General features: G+C 35.6%; 16 protein-coding genes and 2 tRNA genes. 7 read left to right on the top strand and 11 right to left on the bottom strand.

The window, feature by feature from the left end; genetic code table 11:
* Positions 1-27 precede the first annotated feature (27 nt).
* From BUC21_RS05725 to BUC21_RS05735, 3 genes are read right to left on the bottom strand one after another with little or no spacing between them, the layout of a single operon-like run.
* Entirely contained in the window at positions 28-1,131 is a 1,104-nt protein-coding gene (locus BUC21_RS05725) for an endonuclease/exonuclease/phosphatase family protein (RefSeq protein ID WP_073400136.1), read from the bottom strand.
* Positions 1,132-1,133: 2 nt separating this feature from the next.
* A complete protein-coding gene (locus tag BUC21_RS05730; protein ID WP_073400138.1) occupies positions 1,134-2,039 on the bottom strand; it encodes a rhomboid family intramembrane serine protease in 906 nt (301 codons plus the stop codon).
* Complete coding sequence (locus BUC21_RS05735) at positions 2,020-2,691, bottom strand: rhomboid family intramembrane serine protease (RefSeq protein ID WP_073400140.1); 672 nt, start codon at positions 2,689-2,691, stop codon at positions 2,020-2,022. The genes BUC21_RS05730 and BUC21_RS05735 overlap by 20 nt, the downstream gene beginning before the upstream one ends.
* Positions 2,692-2,895: 204 nt before the next feature.
* Between BUC21_RS05735 and BUC21_RS05740 the strand changes: the two genes are divergently transcribed.
* Both BUC21_RS05740 and argS read left to right on the top strand, forming a co-directional pair.
* Positions 2,896-3,186: an HU family DNA-binding protein gene (locus BUC21_RS05740; RefSeq protein WP_262483231.1), complete on the top strand. Its 291-nt coding sequence runs from the start codon at positions 2,896-2,898 to the stop codon at positions 3,184-3,186.
* A gap of 119 nt (positions 3,187-3,305) precedes the next feature.
* Positions 3,306-5,099, top strand: a complete 1,794-nt coding sequence (gene argS / locus BUC21_RS05745) for an arginine--tRNA ligase (protein WP_073400144.1) — start codon at positions 3,306-3,308, stop codon at positions 5,097-5,099.
* A 320-nt stretch (positions 5,100-5,419) separates the two neighbouring features.
* Here the strand turns inward: argS and topA are convergent, their stop codons facing one another.
* From topA to BUC21_RS05760, 3 genes are all read right to left on the bottom strand, one after another.
* Positions 5,420-7,762, bottom strand: a complete 2,343-nt coding sequence (topA, locus tag BUC21_RS05750; RefSeq protein WP_073400146.1) for a type I DNA topoisomerase — start codon at positions 7,760-7,762, stop codon at positions 5,420-5,422.
* Between the two features lie 178 nt (positions 7,763-7,940).
* Entirely contained in the window at positions 7,941-9,653 is a 1,713-nt protein-coding gene (locus BUC21_RS05755; protein ID WP_073400148.1) for a TonB-dependent receptor, read from the bottom strand.
* Between the two features lie 9 nt (positions 9,654-9,662).
* Positions 9,663-12,671, bottom strand: a complete 3,009-nt coding sequence (locus tag BUC21_RS05760) for a tetratricopeptide repeat protein (RefSeq protein WP_073400516.1) — start codon at positions 12,669-12,671, stop codon at positions 9,663-9,665.
* Between the two features lie 259 nt (positions 12,672-12,930).
* Here BUC21_RS05760 and amrS point away from each other — a divergent pair, with 259 nt between their 5' ends.
* Positions 12,931-13,965 carry an AmmeMemoRadiSam system radical SAM enzyme gene (gene amrS / locus BUC21_RS05765; RefSeq protein WP_073400150.1) on the top strand — a complete coding sequence of 345 codons (1,035 nt, stop codon included), beginning with the start codon at positions 12,931-12,933 and terminating at the stop codon, positions 13,963-13,965.
* Positions 13,966-14,096: 131 nt separating this feature from the next.
* On the opposite strand, the gene amrB is transcribed toward amrS, so the two are convergent.
* From amrB to BUC21_RS05785, 4 genes are all read right to left on the bottom strand, one after another.
* Positions 14,097-15,551: an AmmeMemoRadiSam system protein B gene (gene amrB, locus BUC21_RS05770; RefSeq protein WP_073400152.1), complete on the bottom strand. Its 1,455-nt coding sequence runs from the start codon at positions 15,549-15,551 to the stop codon at positions 14,097-14,099.
* A 123-nt stretch (positions 15,552-15,674) separates the two neighbouring features.
* Complete coding sequence (locus BUC21_RS05775; RefSeq protein WP_073400154.1) at positions 15,675-16,205, bottom strand: NUDIX domain-containing protein; 531 nt, start codon at positions 16,203-16,205, stop codon at positions 15,675-15,677.
* Between the two features lie 57 nt (positions 16,206-16,262).
* Positions 16,263-16,336: transfer RNA gene (locus BUC21_RS05780), tRNA-Asn, on the bottom strand.
* Positions 16,337-16,358: 22 nt separating this feature from the next.
* A tRNA-Asn gene (locus tag BUC21_RS05785) sits at positions 16,359-16,435 on the bottom strand.
* 80 nt (positions 16,436-16,515) lie between these two features.
* On the opposite strand from BUC21_RS05785, the gene BUC21_RS05790 reads away from it, so the two are divergent.
* Both BUC21_RS05790 and BUC21_RS05795 read left to right on the top strand, forming a co-directional pair.
* A complete protein-coding gene (locus BUC21_RS05790) occupies positions 16,516-17,502 on the top strand; it encodes an adenosine kinase (protein ID WP_073400156.1) in 987 nt (328 codons plus the stop codon).
* Between the two features lie 43 nt (positions 17,503-17,545).
* Complete coding sequence (locus BUC21_RS05795) at positions 17,546-19,243, top strand: S41 family peptidase (RefSeq protein ID WP_073400158.1); 1,698 nt, start codon at positions 17,546-17,548, stop codon at positions 19,241-19,243.
* A gap of 263 nt (positions 19,244-19,506) precedes the next feature.
* Here BUC21_RS05795 and BUC21_RS05800 read toward each other — a convergent pair whose 3' ends face one another.
* Positions 19,507-19,911: a hypothetical protein gene (locus BUC21_RS05800; RefSeq protein WP_073400160.1), complete on the bottom strand. Its 405-nt coding sequence runs from the start codon at positions 19,909-19,911 to the stop codon at positions 19,507-19,509.
* Between the two features lie 408 nt (positions 19,912-20,319).
* On the opposite strand from BUC21_RS05800, the gene BUC21_RS05805 reads away from it, so the two are divergent.
* Together BUC21_RS05805 and BUC21_RS05810 are read left to right on the top strand one after the other, a co-directional pair.
* Complete coding sequence (locus BUC21_RS05805) at positions 20,320-21,489, top strand: T9SS type A sorting domain-containing protein (RefSeq protein ID WP_073400162.1); 1,170 nt, start codon at positions 20,320-20,322, stop codon at positions 21,487-21,489.
* 87 nt (positions 21,490-21,576) lie between these two features.
* Positions 21,577-24,633, top strand: coding sequence for a hypothetical protein (locus BUC21_RS05810; protein ID WP_139261289.1), 3,057 nt, complete (start codon positions 21,577-21,579; stop codon positions 24,631-24,633).
* Positions 24,634-24,639: the final 6 nt, after the last annotated feature.

The following is a 24,639-nucleotide window of genomic DNA, read 5'->3' on the forward strand; positions in this document are numbered from 1 at the left end:
ATGTATTAAAGGGTAATAATTGAAAAATCACTTTTTTATAGCAATATAGCACCAGATTGGATAATGATCAGATTCTTTAATACTATTATCCACCGTACAGTTATATGCTGTTAAATTTTTGCTTATAAGGATATTGTCTATTCTAAAATAGAACATATGCTGATTGTAGGAAATTCCCAATCCTCGGCCCGACTGGGTAAAAGCGTCATCTAAATCCTGAGCAATTACACGGTGAGCATAAGAAATTGGAGTATCGTTAAAATCACCGCAAACAATCATTGACTGATGCTTGAAAGCTGCTATTTCCTTTGAAACGGCCTTCGCCTGTAAAGCACGAATAGCAGACGCTTCTGCCAGTTTCTTAACTAAATGTCGCACTCCTCTTTTAACTTTTCCGGCTTCTGGTTCCTTTATCATATCCACATAAACATCCTTATCCTCTTTAGTCAGCTTATTTGATTCAAGATGATTATTTATAACTGTCACAGTATCTCCTTTAATAAGAAGTTCATAGACAACAGAGCCATTGTAGGTGCTTTTATATTTTATAAGGCGTGATGAGAGTATAGGAAATTTTGAATAACAAGCCACCCAGTTACCGTTTCCCACAGCACTCACATTAGTTTTATTATGATACGGATAATCACTTAATGCGCTATTTATATCTTTTTCAGTAAGATGTGATCTATCTGTTGAAAACTGAAATTCCTGCAAACAAATAATATCAGGTTTCCTTTTCAGAATATATTGAAGAATTGGATTAGGATCTGTTGGAGTATGCTTTTTCAGTTTATTAAACCCCATCACATTATAAGAAAGTACTTTTATACAATGTTGGGGTATCTTATCCGTACGAGAATTTATTGGTATGTATGTACGAATCTGCCCAAAGCATAAAATAAAGCCCAAAGCAGATATCAATGCTAATTTAGGATAAGTAAAAACCCAGAAAATTAGAAAACAAAAGTTTATCAATAAGAAAACAGGAAATATAAGTCCAAAACACGATAATACCGGATGGACAGTAGGATTAATAAGCCATGGACTATAAGCAGAAAATAAAAGTAGCCCTACAAAGAGCATATTTACTGCTACAATCGCGTAAATTAAAGCTTTACCTAAATGCTTCATAGCTATCTTTTACTTGCATCGAACAAGCTCTTTTTCTCTTCAGTAGTCAGACTTTCATAGCCGGATTTTTTCAATTTATCAAGGATTCTGTCTACTTCATCGCTTTGAGCTTTCTTATTTGCATTATATTCATAATCCTTATTTCTAGGGCTATTGTTATAATGAACAGACATTTTCGGCTTTCTTTTTGCCTTAAATGCATTTCCGGAAAACAAAGAAATAAACCAATCAAGTATTTTATTTATCCATGCTGTAACATCATGTCCTTTGCTTAAACTTGCGGCAAACCATAAACCGGCAAGTGCACCGCCTAAGTGAGCTATATGTCCGCCAGCATTATCCGACGTTATAAAAAGAAGATCAGAAAGAATCATGAACAAAGCTATAAATTTCAGTCTAACTGCACCAAAAAACAATAAACTAACCTGGTATTCCGGTTGTTTATAAGCTGCAGCCACAACAATAGCTATAACAGAAGCCGAAGCGCCCAACATGTACGATTGTTCAATAGCTCCGCTGAAATATGGAAACACATTAAAAGAAATCATATACAGAATAGCTCCGCAAATGCCTCCCAATACATACAATCCACGAAGATGTTTGGCTGAGAAGAAGTAAAGGAAGAGTTGTCCAAACCAATACAGCCATAGCATATTAAAAAGAATATGCATCAATCCGGAATGCAAAAACATATAAGTAAATATACTCCAGGGCTGAAGTAAGAAGTTATGCAGAGAAGCCGGCATTTCTCCAAATAAAAGGAAGTCTCCGGCACTTCGGTTAAAAAGCGTCAGAAATATAGTAATCAGAGAGGTCAGAATAAAAATTCCTGCATTTATATAGATAAGCTGAATATAAATATTCCCTCTTTTAAAATTTTCTTTTAAATCAGTAATAATATGTCCCATCGTTACCTTTGTTTTTCTTCTTTTTCCAATACATAATCAGAATAAAGCCAAAAATCATACCTCCTAGATGAGCAAAATGAGCAACATTATCCGTAGGATTATTGGCAACTCCCTGCATTAGCTCAATAATTGCATATCCAGCAACAAAGTACTTAGCCTTTATTGGGAAAGGAATTGGAATAATGAACATTTTCTCATTAGGAAATAACATTCCAAAAGCAAGCAGAATAGCATAAACAGCTCCCGAAGCTCCTACAGTATTCATTAAATTCAAATACTGAGCCATTCCTTCGCCCAAATCAACCTTATCATAAGCCGACAGTTGAACTGCATATTGAATGTACTGCACCAGTTCCTGAATAAGACCAGCACCAATACCGCAGGCAATATAATAAAAAAGAAACTTTTTTGGTCCCCAGATCTGCTCCAATATGCGTCCAAACATCCAAACTGCAAACATATTAAAGAAGAGATGCGTAAAACCTCCATGCATAAACATATAAGAGATGAGCTGAGCAGGATTAAAATCATCCGCCATAAAAAAGTGCAAACCAAGATATGTAGATAAATCAATACCATACCTTGTTGCCACTACTCCTCCTAGGAAGAACAAAACGTTTATTATTATCAGATTTTTTGTTACCGGTGGCATATAAATTAATTGAGTTTTTAGTCTATTACAAAGATATTATTACCACAAAAGTAGTAAATAATTCTGTTTTAGAGCATAAATCACCTATTCTATTAGTTTTTTTTCGTTTTCCGTCTGTTTTTTTTAAGTTTTATATTTGATATTTTGTTTTGATAGTCTATATTTGTGAGGATTTTCGATTTATCTTTTAAGTTACATATATTAATTAATCATTTACGAATTATGAATAAAGCAGAACTTATTAATGCTATTGCAGCAGGATCAGGCTTGAGTAAGGCAGATTCAAAGAAAGCTCTTGATGCTTTCATCACAAGTGTATCAGATACTCTTAAGTCAGGTGAAAAAGTTTCTTTAGTAGGTTTCGGAACATTCTCTGTTAGTGAAAGAGGTGAAAGAACAGGTATCAATCCTTCTACTAAAGCTCCTATTACTATTCCTGCTAAGAAAGTTGCTAAATTTAAAGCTGGTGCAGAATTAGCTGACGCTATTAAATAAGCCATTCCTTAGGAAATAAAAAAGGAGATGCAAGAGTTTGCATCTCCTTTTTTTTATATCTGAAGCGAAAGTATTATCTTTGCACACTCATAACATCTCATTTAGAAACACATACAGATATGAATATAGAAAACAAAATAGCAGAATCGGTTATCAACGGACTGAAAGCGCTATACGGACAGGAAGTACCGGCTGCACAGGTACAACTGCAGAAAACCAAAAAAGAGTTTGAAGGACACCTTACATTGGTTGTGTTTCCTTTCCTGAAATTATCAAAGAAAAAGCCGGAAGAAACTGCGCAGGAAATCGGCGAATACTTATTAGCTAATGATTCTTCTATTTCAGCTTTCAATGTAATCAAGGGATTTCTTAATCTCACAATCGCTTCTTCATGCTGGATTGAGCTATTAAACTCTATCCATGCAGAAAAACAATATGGAATAATTCCTGCTAATGAGAATTCTCCATTAGTAATGATTGAATATTCTTCTCCAAACACTAATAAACCTCTTCACCTGGGCCACGTACGTAACAACTTGTTAGGTCACGCTCTTGCAAACATCATGATGGCTAATGGTAATAAGGTAGTTAAAACCAATATTGTTAACGACCGCGGTATTCATATCTGCAAATCAATGTTGGCATGGAAGAAATATGGAAACGGAGAAACTCCTGAATCATCTGGTAAAAAAGGCGATCACCTTGTAGGCGATTACTATGTTTCTTTCGACAAACATTATAAAGCCGAATTAGCAGAACTGCAAGCTCAAGGTCTTAGCAAAGAGGAAGCTGAAGCACAATCTCCTTTGATGAATGAGGCTCGTGAGATGCTAATTAAGTGGGAAGCTGGCGATCCGGAAGTAAGAGGTCTTTGGGAAATGATGAACGAATGGGTTTATGCCGGATTCAATGAAACATATAAGAAGTTAGGTGTAAGCTTTGATAAGATATACTATGAATCAAATACTTATCTGGAAGGAAAAGATAAGGTAATGGAAGGTCTTGAAAAAGGTTTCTTCTATCAGAAAGAAGATGGTTCCGTATGGGCCGATCTTACCGGAGAAGGACTTGATCATAAGCTCTTACTCCGTTCGGACGGTACTTCCGTTTACATGACTCAGGATATTGGTACAGCGAAATTACGCTTTGCTGATTATCCAATCAACAAGATGATTTATGTAGTTGGTAACGAACAAAACTATCACTTCCAGGTTCTTTCTATCTTACTCGACAAGCTTGGCTTTGAGTGGGGAAAAGGATTGGTACACTTCTCTTACGGAATGGTTGAACTACCTGAAGGTAAAATGAAGTCTCGCGAAGGAACAGTAGTAGACGCTGACGACTTAGTGGAAGAGATGGTTAGTACAGCTAAAGAAACATCCAACGAGCTTGGAAAACTGGATGGCTGTTCTGAAGAAGAAGCCAACAACATTGCCCGCATAGTAGGAATGGGTGCACTTAAATACTTTATCTTAAAGGTTGATGCCCGCAAGAATATGACCTTCAATCCAAAAGAATCTATCGATTTCAATGGTAACACTGGTCCGTTTATCCAATATACTTACGCACGTATTCAATCAGTTCTTCGTAAAGCAGCTGAAGCAAATATCGTTATTCCTGGAACTCTGCCTTTGAATGTTACATTAAGCGAGAAAGAAGAAGGACTAATCCAAATGTTATCTGAATTTGCAGGAGTGGTAAAACAAGCCGGAACAGACTATAGTCCGTCTGTAATTGCAAATTACACATACGATCTTGTTAAAGAGTACAATCAGTTCTATCACGACTTCAGTATTCTTCGTGAAGAGAATGAAGATTTAAAAGTATTCCGCCTTGTTCTTTCAGCCAACATCAGTAAGATCATTAAACTAGGAATGGAATTACTTGGAATAGACGTTCCGGAAAGAATGTAAGATTATACCAAACTAAGGGATTTATTCCTCAGTAATTTATAAAAACCTGCAGAACTAAGCAATTTTAGTTCTGCAGGTTTTCTTCTTTTAATGTATGCCTTTCCAGATTTTAGTCCAGAAAACCAAGAAGTATTTATTTTATTTTCCTTTTGGTAACAGCAATAACAGCCTAACCAAGAAGAAAAACTGCAACTCCTATCCACTTTGAAACTTTATGTAACAGTAATAGCAGTCTTGGCCCACCTTAAAAAAGAAAAGTCTGCCAGGCTTATTGCCCAACAGACTTCTCAGTATATATAAATTTAAAAAGAATCTATTGATTATTTCTTTTTTGCATAACGTCCACGCTTTGGAGTGGCAGGCTTTTCATCCTGTATTCTAACAATTTCAAAGCATGTAGCAAGATTTAAATCCTGTGGAACAACATCCTTAGGAATCTTATAGTTTGTGCCCTTATAAGCAATGTAAGGACCAAATCGTCCATTCAGAATCTGAAGTTCCGGTTCCTCATCAAAAGTCTTAATAATCTTTTGTGCTTCAGCTATACGTTTTGCTTCAATCAGCTCTATAGCTTCTTCTAAAGTAACCTCCATCGGATCAGCTCCCTTTGGAAGAGAAATAAACTTAGCATTATGACGAACATAAGGACCAAAACGACCTGTTCCAATCACAACTGTTTTATCTTCAAAATCACCTAAAGTACGAGGTAGCTTAAATAGATCGAGTGCTTCTTCCAAAGAAATAGTTTCTATGGACTGCCCTTTCTTCATCTGAGCGAAACGAGGCTTTTCTTCATCGTCAGCCGAACCAATCTGAACAACCGGTCCATAGCGGCCAATCTTTACCGAAACAGGTTTGCCGGTAGCTGGTTCTGCACCAAGCATACGCTCGCCAACCTTATGTTCGGTCTTTGTAGCTAACGTTTTCTCTACAGAAGGGTGGAATTTAGAATAGAAGTCTTTCATTGTAACCGTCCATTCCTTCTCGCCATCTGCTACATCATCAAACTCTTTTTCCACACTTGCTGTGAAATTATAATCAAGAATATCAGGGAAGTATTCAGTCAGGAAGTCGTTTACAACAGTTCCGGTATCAGTTGGAAACAGTTTAGATTTCTCTGCACCTACGGTCTCAGTTTTAACAGCCTCCACTACAGAAGAATCACTTAATAATAATTGCTGATATGAACGTTCTACTCCTTCTCTGTCTTCCTTTATAACGTATTCACGCTTCTGGATAGTAGAAATTGTTGGAGCGTATGTAGATGGACGACCAATTCCAAGTTCTTCCAGTTTACGAACAAGACTTGCTTCTGTATAACGAGCAGGATGCTGAGTAAAGCGTTCCGTTGCAACGATATCTTTTCTTTCCAGCTTCTGTCCCTTTTTCATAGGAGGAAGCAAACGGCTTTCAACTTCCTGTTCATTGTCTTCATCATAAGATTCTTTATAAACACGAAGGAAACCATCGAATTTCACAACTTCACCCACTGCAACAAATTTTTCTGATGCATTATTCAGAATAATAGTAGCTGTAGTTTTTTCCAGTTCGGCATCAGCCATTTGTGAAGCGATAGTACGCTTCCATATCAAATCATAAAGTTTTTTCTCCTGAGAAGTTCCGTCTACAGACTGTTTATCCATATAAGTTGGACGAATAGCCTCGTGAGCTTCCTGAGCACCTTTACTCTTTGTTTCGAAATGACGAAGTTTCACATACTCTTCGCCCATTATATTTGTAATAGCATCTTTGCTACCAGAAACTGCAAGATCAGAAAGATTCACAGAGTCGGTACGCATATAGGTAATCTTTCCTGCCTCGTAAAGTTTTTGCGCTACAGACATAGTCTGAGCCACAGTGAATCCGAGTTTGCGAGCTGCCTCCTGTTGTAACGTAGAAGTAGTAAAAGGTGCAGCCGGACTCTTTTTGAGTGGACGCATGCTGATATCTTCTATTGTAAAGGTTGCATCCTTGCAAGTTTCAAGGAAAGCCTTAGCTTCTTCTTTTGTTTTTAGTCTTCGGCTCAGCTCCGCTTTCATCTCTACAAACTTACCATCCTGGTCGGGTACCATAAAGATAGCAGTAACACGATAAGCAGCCTCAACTTTAAAAGCCTGAATTTCGCGTTCGCGTTCTACAACAAGACGTACAGTAACAGACTGTACACGTCCCGCAGACAATGCCGGTTTAACTTTTTTCCAAAGAATTGGGGATAATTCAAAACCTACGATACGGTCAAGAATTCGTCGGGCTTGCTGAGCGTTAACCAAATTAAGGTCTATCTCTCTAGGCTGTTCAATCGCCTTTAGAATAGCCGACTTAGTAATTTCGTGAAAAACAATTCGTTTTGTATTCTCAGGCTTCAAACCCAGCACCTCATACAAGTGCCATGAAATAGCCTCTCCCTCGCGGTCCTCATCGGATGCTAACCATACAGTCTCTGCATCCTTTGCTTCAGCTTTCAATTCGCCTACCAACTTCTTCTTATCAGCAGGTATCTCGTACTTCGGCTCGAAGTTATTATCAACATCAATACTAAATTCTTTCTTCTTTAAGTCTCTTATATGACCATAGCTTGAAAGAACCTTATATTCTTTTCCCAAGAATTTCTCAATTGTTTTAGCTTTAGCAGGAGACTCGACTATTACAAGGTTTTTTTGCATAATATACTCTTTTGCAATTAGAGGAAACTAATCTTTTACTTCTGATAAACAGATTACTTCCATTTGAATTTGGTCGCAAAAGTAGAAAAAACTTATTTCCCTACCTTATAATAAGAGAAGAATCTATTATTTTTTTACGAAAAAACACTCTTTTTATATTATAAGGTAGGGAATAAAGCTAAAATTGGAAAGATAAACCACCTAAGAAATTTATTCCCTGAACAGGATATGAATAGCTATATTGATAATCCTGATTCAAAACATTATTGAAACGTGCGAAGATAGATACACCTTTAAACAGATTGTATGTGGCTCCTAAACTTAGATTATTCACCGGATTAAGTTTAATATTCTGTGGATCTGCTTCTGTCAAAGAATACAATCTTACACTATTACGGGCAACATACTGATATCCGGCATTAATTGTCAATTCAGGAAGCACCTTTACGTCAGCATTAAATTGAATATCAAATTTAGGTTTCATAAGCATCCATATCCCCTCTTTGCTTTCCCAGGAATAATAAGTTCCTTTAAGTAAGAAATCAGCCACACCTTTATATGCATATTTCAGGTTTGAGCCTATATAAAAATGTTTTGTATCCATTGCTGAAACAGATGGCTTAGCTATATTAGAGAAATAATCATCTAAAACAGAGAAACATAAATCGTCGGTAACAGAACTGTATCCTGTAAACACATCAAACCAGAAGCCCCCTCCTACGTTTGCTTTTAGTCCTAAAGATGCATCTATCTGGTTATAAGAATCATTAATCTGACGTAAATGAGCATAAGGATCCAAAGACTCAAAACGGCGAAAATCATTCAAAACTCTTCCACCACCAATCTTAGCATAAGCCACATAACTATTTGCAAAGAGATACTGCGCTTCTAAATCCGGTGCAACCTGAACGGTTTTTCCTTTACCAAAAGAAAAGTCCATATGTGCACCCAGTCTTACTTTCCATGAATCATCAGAGTACGTATAATAAGGATTAAGTTCCAGAGAAGTGTAATTATCAAATACGTCAAAATCATCTGTTGAATAAAACATGCTATTCATTTCAGCTTTAATTCCCACACGCTGGTTTTCGCCAATAAAGCCATAAACATCTCCTTTTGTTCGCCAAATACTCTCTGAAGTTTTATAAGAATAAGATTGCTTAAATGAAAGGATATTCGTTTCTGCCTGAAATTGTAAAGGTAAGTTCTTGTCAAAAGAAGATATACCTGCATGAATACTAAATTTAGAGTGATGTTGTTTGCTTGTATACTGAGGTATTGCAACAAGCGTATAAATATCGTCTGGAATTTCCCTAAATTGATGATAATTAAAGTTATTGGTGCCCAGGTTAACCGCCGCATCAAAAATCATATTATCAAATTTATGCTGATAATCAACATCCAGGTTTGTCCTGTAATAACGCGACTTCCAATCACTATTTGCATAAGTGGTTTCGAATATTTCCGGTAATTTTAAAGTTGCATTCATGCCGTCCAGACTAGCAGAAACACCTAGATTGTCTCGTCTGGAGATATTAAACAAATAATTAAGCTTGGCATCCACATTTCCATTATTGCCATATCCCAAACGAGCATATCCACGACTTGCCTTAGCCTGATCCAAATTAGAGGTAATTGGTTTCATTACATAATCCAGCGACTTGAAAGGCATTACCAATGTATTATATTCAATCTCCTTTTTGCTGACAGAAGGTTCCTGCACTTTTGGAAGCACATTCACTTTAGAAGCATCCATAATATCAGGGTTATATTCTTTTTCAACAACAACTACACGGTTAAGCGTAGAATCTTTCTTGGCGGTCTGACCAGCCGCAGTAAGTGAAAAGGATAAAAGAGCTGCAGCAAACAGCATATTATTTCTTTGTTTCATGTTCAATCCTTATTTTAGTTTTGCCAACCTACTATTAATCATCTCCTGAATATCATCTTTCTCTGTATAATTTTGTTGTAAGCTTAGCAAATATTGTTTTGCATCAAGCTTTTTGCCCAATGAATCATAAACATCAGAGAGCAATACAAAACTGCGAGCCAGCCAATAGATATGAGGAGTACTTTGATCAATATAGTTTAATGCTTCTTTTTCAGCCAAAGCAGTCTGTCCCGTATTAAAATATAGCTGAGCAACTAAATATTTGGCTTCAGCACCATAAAGCGTACGGGTATCTTTCGCCAAAGTCTGCAAATCTTTAATCGCAGCTTTGTCTTCGTTCAGTGCCAGGTAAACTTTTGCCCTGTAATAAGTAGCCTCATTCACAAGTTCCGGTGTAAGTTTCTTGTTTGCCAGTAATTCCGTTGCGGCATTAATAGCATCTTTACTTTCCCCGGCAAAATAAGCACTACGAAGAATTCCAGTCTGAGCAAGAGAACGATTTTCCACAGTTGAAGCTTTTTCTTTCAATCTCTTATAAACAGGTAAAGCCTCCTTATATTTCTTCTCATTCATCAGCAAAGAAGCATTCATAACCATAGCTTCTTCCGTGAACTCATTATCTGGATACTCCAAAACCTTTCCTGAATGTTCCAATGCCAAAGCTGTATTCTTCTGATCTGCATAGATAGAAGATAAATAATAATGAGCATTAGGGCTGAAAGCACCAGCAGGAAAACTTTGCAGATAAGAAATAAAACTGTTTTTGGCATTCTCTACATTCCCTTTCATGTAGACTTTCTCAGCAGCCTGATAAGTGAGAGAATCCTGTTCCGTTACATCGAAAGTGCCCATTCCTGATACAGACTGAGTAAAGGTAGCGAACTCACCAACTTTATTCAAATCAACATAAATAGATTTCAAATCACGCATTGCCATACGCGCTTCATCACTTCCGGGATAATCTGTAATAACCTTCTTATACGCCTGGATAGCCTGATCGTAATTATCATTCTGGTAATATAAAAGTCCTATTTCACTAGCTCCCACCTTACTCATTTCACTGGATGGGAAACGATCGAGCAATTCCTTGAAAGAGGCAATGGCCTGTTGGTTATTTCCTTGCATAACATAAGCTCGTCCTCTTTCATAAAGTGCATTATCAAGATATTGCGAAGAAGGATATTTCTGCATTAACTGATCGAGCAACGAAACTTTTTCAGCATAGTTTTTCTGCAATCCGGCAACAAAAGCATCCTGATAAAGTGCATAATCACCAGCCGACTGATCAGTTAAAACAGCTTTCGCATAGTTTCTACGGGCAGTAGTAAACTCTCTATTATAGAAGTAACAATCACCAATACGATTATAAGCATCGGCCAATACTGTTTTCTGATCAGCACTATTGTTCTGAGCAACGTATTTTTGGAACCAGTTCAATGCAGAAGAATAATTCTTTTGCTTGAAATAAACATATCCCATATTATAATGAGCCAAAGGATACATCTCCGTTCCCTTTGCCTGTGTCAACTGAAGATAATTCTGGAAATCTTTTCCGGCCTGAGAGAAATTCTCCTGACGATAATAAGCTTCACCTCTCCAGTAATAAGCATTCGCCTTAGTTTGTGAGTTGTACTGACCAATTTCGAGTGAACGATCAAAATAAGTAATAGCTTTTGAGAAGTCGGCATTTGCAAAACTTTCAGTTCCCAGCTGGAATAAGATATTCTGTTTAGCCTCCATAATACGAACACTTGGACGAGATATCTTTTCTATAGACTTCAGTGCAGCAGCATAACTTTTACTACCCATGTAGACTTCTACCAGATAATCACTCACCTTTTCTGCGTAAACAGAAGAAGGAAATTCGTTCAGGAATTGTTCAAATACCTTCACCGATTCGCCAAAAGCCGAGTATGAAGTTTCGTGAATAGACAAAGCATAGTTGTAAAAGGCAAGCTCTTTAACTTTCAAATCAAAATCGGATGCAGAAGCTTGTTCAAAAGCCATTCTTGCTTTGCTCTTTTCTGATAACTGCAGATAAGAGAAACCTAAATGAAGATATGCATTCTGAGTAAGCGCATCTTTATCTGTTACAACCTTACCCAAAGTCTCGGCTGCCTGAGAATAAACATTCGTTACATAATAAGAGAGACCTAATAAATAAAGAGCTTCTCTTGAAGGAGTATCTGTTGAAGCAAGATATTTATTAAAAGCATCAATTGCTTTGGAATATTGTGCAGAATAATAGCAAGCCTCTCCCAGGATTCGTTGAAGCTGAGTAACTTGTTTACCTTGCGGATATCTGTCGATACATTGTTGCACTTCTCTTGCAGCATCCTCATATTTGCCTTGTTTCAGATAAATTTCACCAATAAAAGTAGGCGCAAGTTCACCATAAACCAGATCTCCTTTCAATGAAAGAAAACCTTTTAGTGCAGTATCATATTCTTTCTTGGTATAATCTATATAAGCCAGATAATAAACACAATCGGAAGAATATTTACTCCCCGTATATTGCAAAGTTCTGAACCAGGTGGCTGCCTGAACCAGATCCCCTTTCTGCATATTAGCCATTGCCATACGGAAAGTAACATCCTGGCACTCTTCTTTGCTTAACTCTTCAGGATTACATTTATTAAAGAGCTCAACTGCTGCTTCATAATCTCTATCAAAATAATAAGCAGAAGCTATTAAAGAGTTAATCCGGTTAGCATAATGCGAATCAGGATATCTATTCAAGTAGTTACGCAACTGGGCTATCCGGTCTTTCTCATTCAACTCATAGGAGGTACAAGCAATCATATATTCTGCCTCCTGAATTAAATCAGCACTTTCCTTTTGCTGAACAAATGTTTTCAACACCTGACGAGCCGATGAGTAATTCTTCTGTTGGAAAAGCTCTTTCCCATTTTCGAATGAACGAACATACGAGTAAACAGGTGAGGATTGCTGAGCTGCAACAACTATCGGGAAGCCGCAAACAAATTGAAATACAAGCAGGGTTCTTCTTATTCTCATAACAATAGTTTTTACAAAAATACAACCTTCCATTAAGTAAGCAATAGGAATGATGGTAAAAAAGCTAAAAAAAAGGTATACAGACGATTAACAAAAAGAGGTAGATTTACGTCCACTCACTTTTAACTTCTATTATATCAGGAAAGACAAACAACATTATCAACTCTTTGTCTTTCTGAATGTTATATATATTATACAAGGAAACTTTGCTGAATATTCTTTCTCCAATACACATTAACATACGAAATAACCTTTTAACATGGAAACAACCGATTTAGGCAAATGGCATAAACTTTCGGCTTATCAGGAAAAAGTTGACGGAAATAGCGTTCGCTGCCATATCTGTCCTCATAATTGCATAATTAATGAAGGGAAAGTGGGTATTTGTAAAACAAGAGTGAACAAGGAAGGTATTTTATACTCTATTGCCTATGGAAATCCATGTTCTATAAGTATTGACCCTATAGAAAAGAAACCTCTATTTCATTTCTTCCCGGGAGAAAAAATATTCTCGCTTGCAACAGCCGGATGCAACTTCCGCTGTCTCAATTGCCAAAATTGGGAAATCTCACAATCATCTCCACTCGAGTTGAACCATTATGACTTGATGCCAGAGGATGTAGTAAAACGTGCCATAGCTCACGGCACAAACTTAATCGCCTTTACTTATACCGAGCCAACAGTCTTTTACGAATATGTATACGATACTGCTCAAATAGCACATGAAGAGGGATTAAAAACAGTTTTTATCTCAAACGGATTCATCAATCAGCAACCACTAATTGATCTTAGTCCATTTCTTGATGCAGCAAATATTGACCTGAAATGTTTCGATGATGATATTTATCGGAAACTGGATGGAGGTAGACTTCAACCGGTACTCGACACCCTGAAAACACTGAAAGAAAGAAAGGTATGGCTGGAAATTACCAATCTTCTTGTACCTACTTACACAGACAACAATAAGATGATTGAAGAAATGTGTAAATGGCTGGTCGATAACGGATTTTCTAACACACCACTTCATTTCAGCCGGTTCTTCCCCAATTACAAATTAATGGATTTACCGCCAACACCAGAAAAGTCACTTATACAGGCTAAAGAAATTGCAGAAAAAGCAGGAATAAAGTATGTATATATAGGAAATATCCCAAGTGTTCATGAAGAAAACACCTACTGTCCACAATGCAAGCGTATGATACTGGAACGAATCAGTTATACAATAATAAAAAACAATATTGATAATGGGAAATGCGAGTTCTGCAAAACACCCATTGCCGGAGTCTGGAAATAAAAATAAGAATGGGGTTATCCAATAGCAGGAATAACCCCATTTTATCTGTATCCTTCTAGTCTACACTTTAAATAGTTCTCAATCATCAATTCTCAGAAACCTGATGTAACTTTTGGCAGGCTATTTCCTTTTTAATTTGAATTATCTTTTTCACTGAATATTGTTGCCGTGAAAATATAAATATCTGCATCTTTCCATCCCTCCCAGCCTATACCAGCTTTATCACGGGCACAGTGCCCAAGAAAAGTCTCCTTATCCCAACCGGTTTCAGTAGCTACCTGTGGAAGAAAAACCCCACTGCAATATCCTTGTGATATATAAATGCCATGCACACCCATTTCTATTTCGGATATATCCTGAATCTTCTTCATTGGCGACAATACAGAGATTTCAATATCAACATCATCCAACTCATCTTCAGTAAGCGGAGAAAAACGTGAATCATTTATTGCTGCCCATATTGCCTTATCATGCACAACCTTTAGCAATGGTTTATCGCCTACCATTTGTCCGATACATCCACGCAAAGAACCATCCTTTCTATGAAGGGAAACAAAAGCTCCACATTTGGTTTTGAGAGCAGGAGAACAGTTATTAATATCCAAAGCAGGTTTCTCTGAATCCCAGAATAAATTTTCTATAGCTCGCCTCGCCTCTTTCAACAATTGTTGCTTTTCTTCTCCGGAAAGAGAAAATTCTTCCTTTTTCGAGTCCTCTTTTTCTGTCAGGGCAATAGCCCAATAACCAACCACCCTATCGTGTTCACCATAAAGTTCGGCATCACCCGAGTTACTATATTTCACTCCATTATAATGAAACGATTCATTACCTTCTGTCATATAAAGCAATGTCAGCACAGAAGTCCAGCCACAGAGACTGGTTGCCAAACGAGGAATATGTTTGCCCGCATTCTCAGACAATACAGTAATCAAATGCTTCGGGTCATTGCACAGAATGGCCTTTTCGGTATCGAGGTCTACAGACTTTGCATTGTCATAATCCGGATAATGAGAAAAATCAGAGCTGATTACAAATAAATTATCTTTAGTAAGATAAGGTTTCAAGACCGATGCAATATGTCTGCAAGTCTTATGGTCTGCCGTTCCCAGAACAATAGGCACAATCTTATATTTTCCATTCAATACATAATGAAGAAAAGGAAGTTGTACCTCTATGCTATGTTCATTTGAATGAGGCAACGGATCGTCAGTAAAAAGTTCGGGATTACTCTTCACAAGCATCTTCCCAAATACGGTATCCACTTCTTCCTTTCCATAAGGCATCAGGAAGTCACCATCACAAAAGATTGACGCACCTTCAAAGTGAACCTGATGCGACGAAGCGATAAGGAAAACACGTTTATAATCAACGTCCTTATCAATCTGATTAAAGGCAGAGGCAGCAATTGTTCCGGAAAAAACATATCCGGCATGAGGAGTAATAATGGCACGAACATGCTCATACATTTTAGGAGCAGCCGCTGCAAAATGCTTAGTGAGCTCTTTTTGCAATGAATCAGGATTAGCCGGATAAAATTGTCCGGCTACTGCAGGATACCGATCGGAAGTTGGATGCTTGTCACTCATAATCTATAGAATTAAATGCTTAAATTAAAAGACATTTACCTATATACATTAACAAATAAACCTCCGGTAAGTTTTAGAAACCTTTTACAATAAGAAAGCAGATTCGGGGAAATTATTTCTCGCCTACTTTACATCAGTATAGGATGATCTGAACCTCACAAACCCTTCCCTTACGGAATCCAGACCAAACTCTTCGGAATTGATTTTATCTAAAGGAAGAAAAAAAGAATCGGCTACGTCATCCTTTGCACCAAATGAAGAGCTATCCTTTACCTCACAAAGGAAAAACATATCCAGTGTATGTACAGGGAAACCGGAATAAATATAAATATTGGGAAGGGTAAACAAGTAAGTTGCTTTATCTACCTTCAAATTAGTCTCTTCCAAAACCTCCCTTGTAACACCTTCTTCAGCAGTTTCGTGCATATCAATAAATCCTCCGGGTAAATCAAGTGTTCCTTTCTTTGGTTCTTTTGCCCGACGACATACCAACAACTCATTCTTTTCATTCAGTATAAAAGCAACAGTGGCAGAAGATGGATTGAAATAATAGACAAAACCACACTGACGGCAAACCTTGGACTTCTCATTGTTCTCTTCAAAGTGGGAAGAACCGCATTTAGGACAAAAGCCAAACTGAGATAATGGATGCATAGGGATAGATTTAGTTATAAAAACAAAAAAGCCCACATTAAAAATGCAGGCTTTGTGCTCTTCGAGTAGGACTTGAACCTACGACCCTCTGATTAACAGTCAGATGCTCTAACCGACTGAGCTATCGAAGAATTTGCATTCTGAAAAATTAAGTGGCTCTTCGAGTAGGACTTGAACCTACGACCCTCTGATTAACAGTCAGATGCTCTAACCGACTGAGCTATCGAAGAATGTTTCTTTTTCTAAAATGCGATGCAAAAGTAATAGGAATTATTGAAATATGCAATATCTTTGCAGAAAAAATTTTCAAATGGATAAAATAATTGGTTTAGGCAATGCCCTTGTAGACGTTCTTGCGACATTAAAAGACGACAGTATACTTCACGAAATGGGATTACCCAAAGGAAGCATGCAATTGATTGATGAGACTAAGCTTCAGCAAATTAACGATAGATTTTCTCAGATGAAGACCCATCTGGCAACTGGTGGATCGGCCGGAAATGCAATCTTAGGATTGGCAAGTCTTGGTGCCGGAACAGGTTTTATTGGAAAAGTAGGAAATGATAAATTTGGCGATTTTTATCGCGAAAATCTTCTAAAAAATAATATTGAGGAGAAATTACTGACCGGAGATATGCCTTCTGGAGTAGCTTCAACTTTTATTTCGCCTGATGGAGAAAGAACTTTTGGTACATATCTGGGAGCTGCCGCATCATTGAAAGCAGAAGATTTAACTATTGATCTTTTCAAAGGATATTCTTACCTGTTTATTGAAGGGTATCTGGTACAGGATCATGAAATGATTCTTCATGCTATTAAACTGGCTAAAGAGGCCGGATTACAAATCTGCCTGGACCTTGCCAGCTACAATGTGGTAGAGAACGACCTTGAATTCTTTACTTTATTGATCGATGAATATGTAGATATCGTATTTGCCAACGAAGAAGAGGCTAAATCTTTCACAGGAAAAGAACCTGAAGAAGCTCTGGATATCATTGCTAAAAAATGCAGCATTGCAATTGTAAAAATCGGGGCAAAAGGATCGTATATCAAGAAAGGAACCGAGGAAGTTCACGCAAAAGCTATTCAGGTAAATAATGTAGTAGATACAACAGGCGCAGGAGATTTCTTTGCTGCCGGATTCCTTTACGGACTTACCTGCGGATATGGACTTGAAAAGTGCGCCAACATTGGCTCTGTTTTATCTGGAAACGTTATTCAGGTAGTAGGAACAAACCTTCCAAAACAACAATGGGATGAAATAAAGTTAAATATTAACACAATTATTTCGCAGTAATGAGTTAATCATTTACTTTTATCCAGAATTCAAAAACAGCAGTATGAAAAATTTCCTTCTTAAAAAGATCGCCATCCTGGCCGGAATCGTTGTGCTGGGACTTACATTTTCAAGCTTTAAAGATGATGATAAGAACTTTCAGGTAACTAAAAACCTGGATGTATTCAATTCTATTTTTAAGGAGTTGGACATGTTTTATGTAGATACTATCAAACCGGACAAAAGTATTCGTACCGGAATAGATGCCATGCTTGAAGCATTAGACCCCTACACGGAATATTACGCAGAAGAGGATATGGGTGATCTTAATCTGATGATTAAAGGAAGTTACGGCGGTATTGGTTCAGTTATCTCTTACTATAAAGGAAGAGTAGTTATTGATGAGCCTTATGAAAACATGCCTGCTGCTAAATTGGGACTGAAACCAGGAGATGTTCTTCTGGAGATTGACGGAAAAGACTTGAAAGGTAAATCTGTAGCTCAGGTCAGTGAGTTATTAAAAGGACAGATTGGTACTACTTTTATTCTTAAAGTAGAGCGCCAAGGGGTAAAGAAACCATTGGAATTTAAGCTGACTCGTGAGTCAATCCAGATTCCCGCAGTGCCATATTATAACGTTGAAGCAAATAATACAGGATATATTCAGTTAAGCTCTTTCACCGGAAAGCCTGCAAAAGAATTTAAGGATGCTTTTCTTGCATTGAAAAAGAGAGGAATTACTTCACTGATTATCGACCTTCGCAACAATGGTGGTGGATTATTGGATGAAGCTGTTGAAATAGCTAATATGTTCCTTCCAAAAGGAAAAGAAATTGTTTATACCCGTGGAAAAATGAAGCAATGGGATAGAAGTTATAAAACAACTCACGATCCTATTGATCCAAACATCCCTATCACCGTTTTAGTTAACAACGGATCGGCTTCGGCATCCGAAATTCTGGCCGGTGCATTCCAGGACCTGGATCGTGCTGTAATAATTGGAACAAGAACATTTGGAAAGGGACTAGTACAAACCACTAGAAATCTACCTTACGGCGGTAGTCTGAAACTTACTACAGCAAAATATTATATTCCTAGCGGACGCTGTGTTCAGGCTATCGATTACAAACATCGCAATGAAGACGGTAGCGTGGGTCGCGTTCCCGACAGTCTAACCACTGTATTCCATACAGCTGCAGGCAGAGAAGTTCGTGACGGTGGAGGTATTACTCCGGATATGGAGATTAAAGCTGAAAAAACTCCAAATATTCTTTATTACCTGATAATAGACAAGAAGATTTTTGAGTACGCCAACGACTATTGCGTAAAGCACCCAACCATTCCTTCTGCACAAGAGTTTGCATTAACAGACGATGATTATAAAGCTTTCAAGGAAATGGTGAGCAAATCAGATTTTAAATACGACCGCCAAAGCGACAAGGTACTTAAAAACCTGAAAGAGGTTGCCGAATTCGAAGGATATATGGACGATGCTTCGGAAGAGTTCAAAGCCTTGGAAAAGAAGTTAAGTCATAACCTTGACCGCGACCTGGATCATTTTTCAAAAGACATTAAATCGCTTATTTCAGCAGAGATTGTTAAGCGCTACTATTATCAGAAAGGCGCTATTACTCAGCAACTAAAGAATGACGATGAACTGGTAAAAGCTATTGATTTACTTAATAATCCAGAAAAATATAACGGTTTATTAAGTCCTGCAAAAGGAAAGCAAGAACAAAAAACTACGGCTGAAGTAAAATAAAGCTCTAGATATATTAAGATTGTATTAACCGGAAACTAATCATTTTATAAGGTTAAGTCAATCCAAACATGTACAAGATTGGAATCAAACATGTACAAGATCACTACTCGATCTTGTACATGTTTGTTTTATACCCTCCTTTAGAAATTACTAATCTCCCTTTTGGTATTAATAGTTCCCTGAGTAATATACTGTAATTCATATTGCATTTATTCTATTATCATCAGCGAATCATTTTACCACCAAACAAACATACTTGATTATCAATAAGATATACTTTCCAGGGTGGACAGGGTGGAGAGAAATCGTTCTTTTTTCGTTCTGAGAAATCCACTTTCAATAATTCCGCAAATTGCGGAATTATTGAAATTCATTTTCTGGAAGCCGAAAAAACTCATTTTTACTCCACCCTCTCCACCCCTTTTGCAGCTTATTCTGCTAGCCAATTTTATAATCATTTGATTTCTAGAAATATAATTTTTAGTAGGTGGCACAGGTGGCAGCAAAATAATACTTTTTCCGATTCTGAAAAATAAATTTTGTAAATTCTGCAATTTGCAGAATTTACAAAATTTTATTTCTGGGAAACCAAAAAGGTCTTTTTTCCTGCCACCTGTGCCACCTGATGCTTTTATTCTAGTTGCTATTATTTCTATATTTACAAACAATTAATTATTGATATTTATGCATTAATATAATGTGTATTGAATTGATATTATCCTATTATATAAAACAAACAAGATTAAAAATATTATATTATTCTGTCTTATTTTTGACTTTAAAAATTAAAATGTCCAATATACAACTTTCATATATACAGTATAATAACTATTAATACATTATATATCAGTAAATTAATATAATTATAAAATGTCCAACACTTTTTATTGTTATATAAATTATTTTGTTTTAATTTGCGTTTGTAAATCCAGAATTAATACTAAAACATAAATTTACATGAAAGCACTACCTATTAAATTATTTTTATGCTATTCTCCTATTCTTATTATTACTGTCGTGCAGCTCTTGCTTAAAAAAGGAATACAATGTAATATTATAACATTAATTCAGGAAAAATGAAAATTAAATCACTTTTGTCATTCGGACTTTTATTCTTAGCCAAGATGTCGTCATTGACTGCTCAGGATGTATTAAATAAGGAATATAATATGTTCCGTGGTGAAGATGTAATAACCAAACAACAGGTTAAGTATAAACACCCCGGTAGAGCAGGGGCAAATGTACTTTGGGATTTTAGCAAGCAGGAAGCAATTAATAAAAAATACAAGTTATCTTATATTCAATCTGAAACAGATTCAGTTGTGACAGGTTGTGAACACAATACCCTTTATCACTATTTGCTAAGAAATGATTCACTCTATTCCTTAGGTTACGAAAACCCTACAACAATAATAAATAATCAGAAGCCGGAATTGCTTCTGACTTTTCCTTTCTCTTATCAGAAAAGAATTGAAGGTTATTTTTATGGCACAGGAAATTATTGTCGCCGTCTTGACCTAACCTCACAAGGAAAAACAGTCACCTGGGGAGATGCTTATGGTATGATTATCCTTCCTAATGGAGATACATTGCAACATGTATTACGGGTACGCTCGCTGAAAAAGATAGCAGAAAAGATGATACCTTTCGTTCAGAAGGATTCAATTATTCAACCGGTTGTAAATATTGATAGTATAAATTATCATCTAAACAATGACAGCGTGTATATGCAGGTTGAGACATACAGATGGTACGCCGACGGATATCGTTATCCCGTTTTTGAAACAGTTGAAAGCATTACATTTAAAAATCAGACACCTTTTAAACACTTCAATACAGCTTTCTTTTATTCCCCTGATAAACACAGCTATCTGAATGATGACCCGGACAATTTGGCTAAACTGGATGAAATAGAGAAAGAGAATAAAAAGAGCAAGAACTCTTCTGGAGGAAGCAATAGCAATTCTTCTGGGAATAATCCCAATAAAGAACTAATCAGTTACAATATTCACATAGATAAAGAAAGTAATCGCATTTCTATTGAATATGATCTTACTCAACAAGCTGATGTAACAATATCCTTGTACGATATGCAAGGGAGGCTGTTGGTGAATTATCCTAAAACGAATCATCCGGAAGGATTTTATCAGGAAGCTATAGCTTTGGACGGCTTTCAACTGGGTGAATACTTACTTCGGATTGTTGTGAATGATAAAGTTTATGGAGAAAAAATTGCGAAAGAATAATGTTCTAAAACAAACTATTACATTTACTTATAAACACTTTTATTAATGATCAAAATAGCTAACTTCTATTAATTATAAATTTAAACTATGAAATACACGAAACACAACTGCATAGATATATTGTTTATTCGACTTACGAGATGTTTAAATCAAATAACTTTATTCATTCTGTTTAGTTTGCAATCTTTAAATAGCTATAGCCAAAGTGCAGTAAATCAACTTGTCTTATCGCCTGAAATAGGATCAATATTAAGGTTCGATAAAATTCCAGTAAACTTATACAACGGAATCCCTGAAATAAATATACCCCTTTATGAGATTACACTTAAAAAGATTTCTTTGCCAATATCTTTAAATTATCATGCAGGAGGAAATAAAGTTGATTTATACCCAAACTCAGCTGGACTTGGGTGGAATATTTATGCTGGAGGCTGCATTTCGAGGATAAACAACGGCAATCCCGATAAAGAAGACCCTTACGATACTTATTTTGATAAAACACAAATGATTGATTGGAATTCTAATAACAATTTATCTAAATATCAATTCAACAAGGATACTAATGAACATTTAAGAACACCCGATCTAGATGAATTTGTAATTAATGTTGGAAAAATTAATGCATCCTTTTATATATACAAGGACATTTATGGCAAAACAGCTACTAAAATTGCTTCAAAGAATAATTCGAGTTTTAAGGTGGAAATAGTGAGAGGAACTATATCTAACTTTACTCTTGTAGAGAGTACTATTTTTAATCCTTATTTAAATAAATCATTCTCTTATAGTGCAGACGCACAATTTGCAAAGTCTTTTATAAAAGAAATAAGAGTAACAGATTCTGAAGGAATAGTATATTTATTTGGAGGAGAACCTGATGCATTAGAAATATCTTATGAATATCGGCAAGATCCCGATTATGGTAAATACTATGATGCTGATGGTAATTTATATCCCCAATATGCTGATAGCTTAGGATACCACATAAGACCTTCAGGATTTAAGTCATTTTTTTTTGGTAAAATATCAGTCTGGAATTTAAAGAAAATAATAACTCCTCAGAATGAAAATATTGTGTTCAATTATGATAATAGCAAATTGAATATAGTTGAGCATGGATGTGCTTTTTCAAGAAGTTATATGGGAGATGGAGCGAGTGGACCTTATAGTACAAACGATTCAAAAATGTTTTTATCAAGCCTCTGTTCTGACTATAATCTTACTTATGTTTATCCTTCGAAATTAAAATCAATAACAGTTTCTACAGGTGAAAAAATATTGTTTCAATATTCTAAAAGAAATGACTTAAAATCATACTATTCAATAACTGATGAATATGGAACTGACTTTTTGAATATTCATGATAATGTTGCTGCATGCTATTCTAATTTTTTAAAACAAAATATTTTCTTAAAATTAGACAATATAGATATTAATAATAAATTAAAAATTAATTTTGATTATATTGAGAATCCTGATGAAAGATTAAAACTTAAATGTCTAACTTTCCAAAGTTCAAGTAGTCGGGCCTCACTTTATTACAAGTTTTGCTATAATCAAAAAGAAAAATTACCTAAATTTTGGAAAAGAGAAAAAGATAATTGGGGATATTACAATGGGAAAGATTACGGGTTTCTAATAAAGAATGAGCAATATGATAAGTTGTATGATTTTAGGCAACCTGATTCTATAAAAATGAAGGCTGAAATATTAGAAAGCATCACATATCCTACAGGAGGGAAAGTATATTTTGAATTCGAACCTCATTATTACTCAAAAATCGTAGATAAATTTCCATTTGGGATATCTAGTAAGAATGGTATGGCTGGTGGCCTTCGCATCAAATCTATAATAATGCATGATGGAAGTGATTCGACTAAAAATATTACAAAGAAATATTACTATTTAAATAAAGATCTTTCTTCCAGTGGAATTTTATCTCAAATCCCAATTTATTGGGCCCAAAGCATTGGAACATATGAAAATTGTATCTTAAAAGGGGAATATAAATTAACACAAAAATCAGAGAATTATATCAACTGGATATCTGGCAATACTGTCACTTATTCAAGAGTAATAGAAGAACAATCTGATGGAAACAAAACGATATATAATTATTCTAATTATGATAAATATAATGATGAATCTCCTCTGAATGTTTTAGGTGTTATTAATCCAAATATTTATAATAGATACACATCTCGGGATTTAGATAGAGGACTATTGACAGAAATGGAATTTTATGATTGTAATAATAAAAGGTTAAAGAAAGAAGTAAAATCGTATAATTCAAATTATGATGAGTATCTTAGAAATATCGATAGATATTCTTATACTATATTACCAGAAAGAATTAGTGCTAACAAGATATATACATATTATCCATCCTTAAAAAAAGAAGAAATCTCATATTATTTTAAAGACGATTCTATAAAAACTATTAAAGAATATAAATATGGAAGTGACAGACAAATAAAAGAGATTAGTACAAATGACAGTAAAAACGGATTTGTAAGAACTGTCTTTTATTACCCTCAGGATTATAAAGATATTGAACCGTACAAATCGATGGTTGACAGCAATTTAATCTCACCTATAATTAAACAAGAAATATATAAAAATGAAAAATTAATTGAGACAACAACTACCGATTATAAGAATAATAATGGTTTGTTTCTTCCATCAATATTAAAAATAAAGAAAGGTTCGTTTCCTGAAAAAAATATCAAAACATATTATAATTACGACTCATATGGTAATATTATATATGAAACAGATGATAAAGCAATCAATAATGTTTATCTGTGGGGCTATAAAGGGAAATATCCAATTGCTGTAATCAAAAATACTACTTATGATAAAGTGAAGTCTGCATTAGGCACTAATCCAGAAACATTCTCACCTGCAGATTCAGTATCTCCTTATCTAGCAGATCAATTAAGAAAAAGCATTATTCTTAATGAAGCTCAAATTTACACCTATAGATATGAACCATTCATAGGTGTAAAATCAATAGTTGAACCAAATGGTACTGAAAAGTTATATAACTATAATAATTGGGGGAATTTGTTGATGATAATAGTTGACAAAAATAAAATTGCAAAAGAATTTTCTTATCATTATAGGTTTATTTTTCCTCTTTAAATCTTC

It is taken from the genome of Bacteroides luti (assembly GCF_900128905.1).
Lineage (GTDB): Bacteria > Bacteroidota > Bacteroidia > Bacteroidales > Bacteroidaceae > Bacteroides > Bacteroides luti.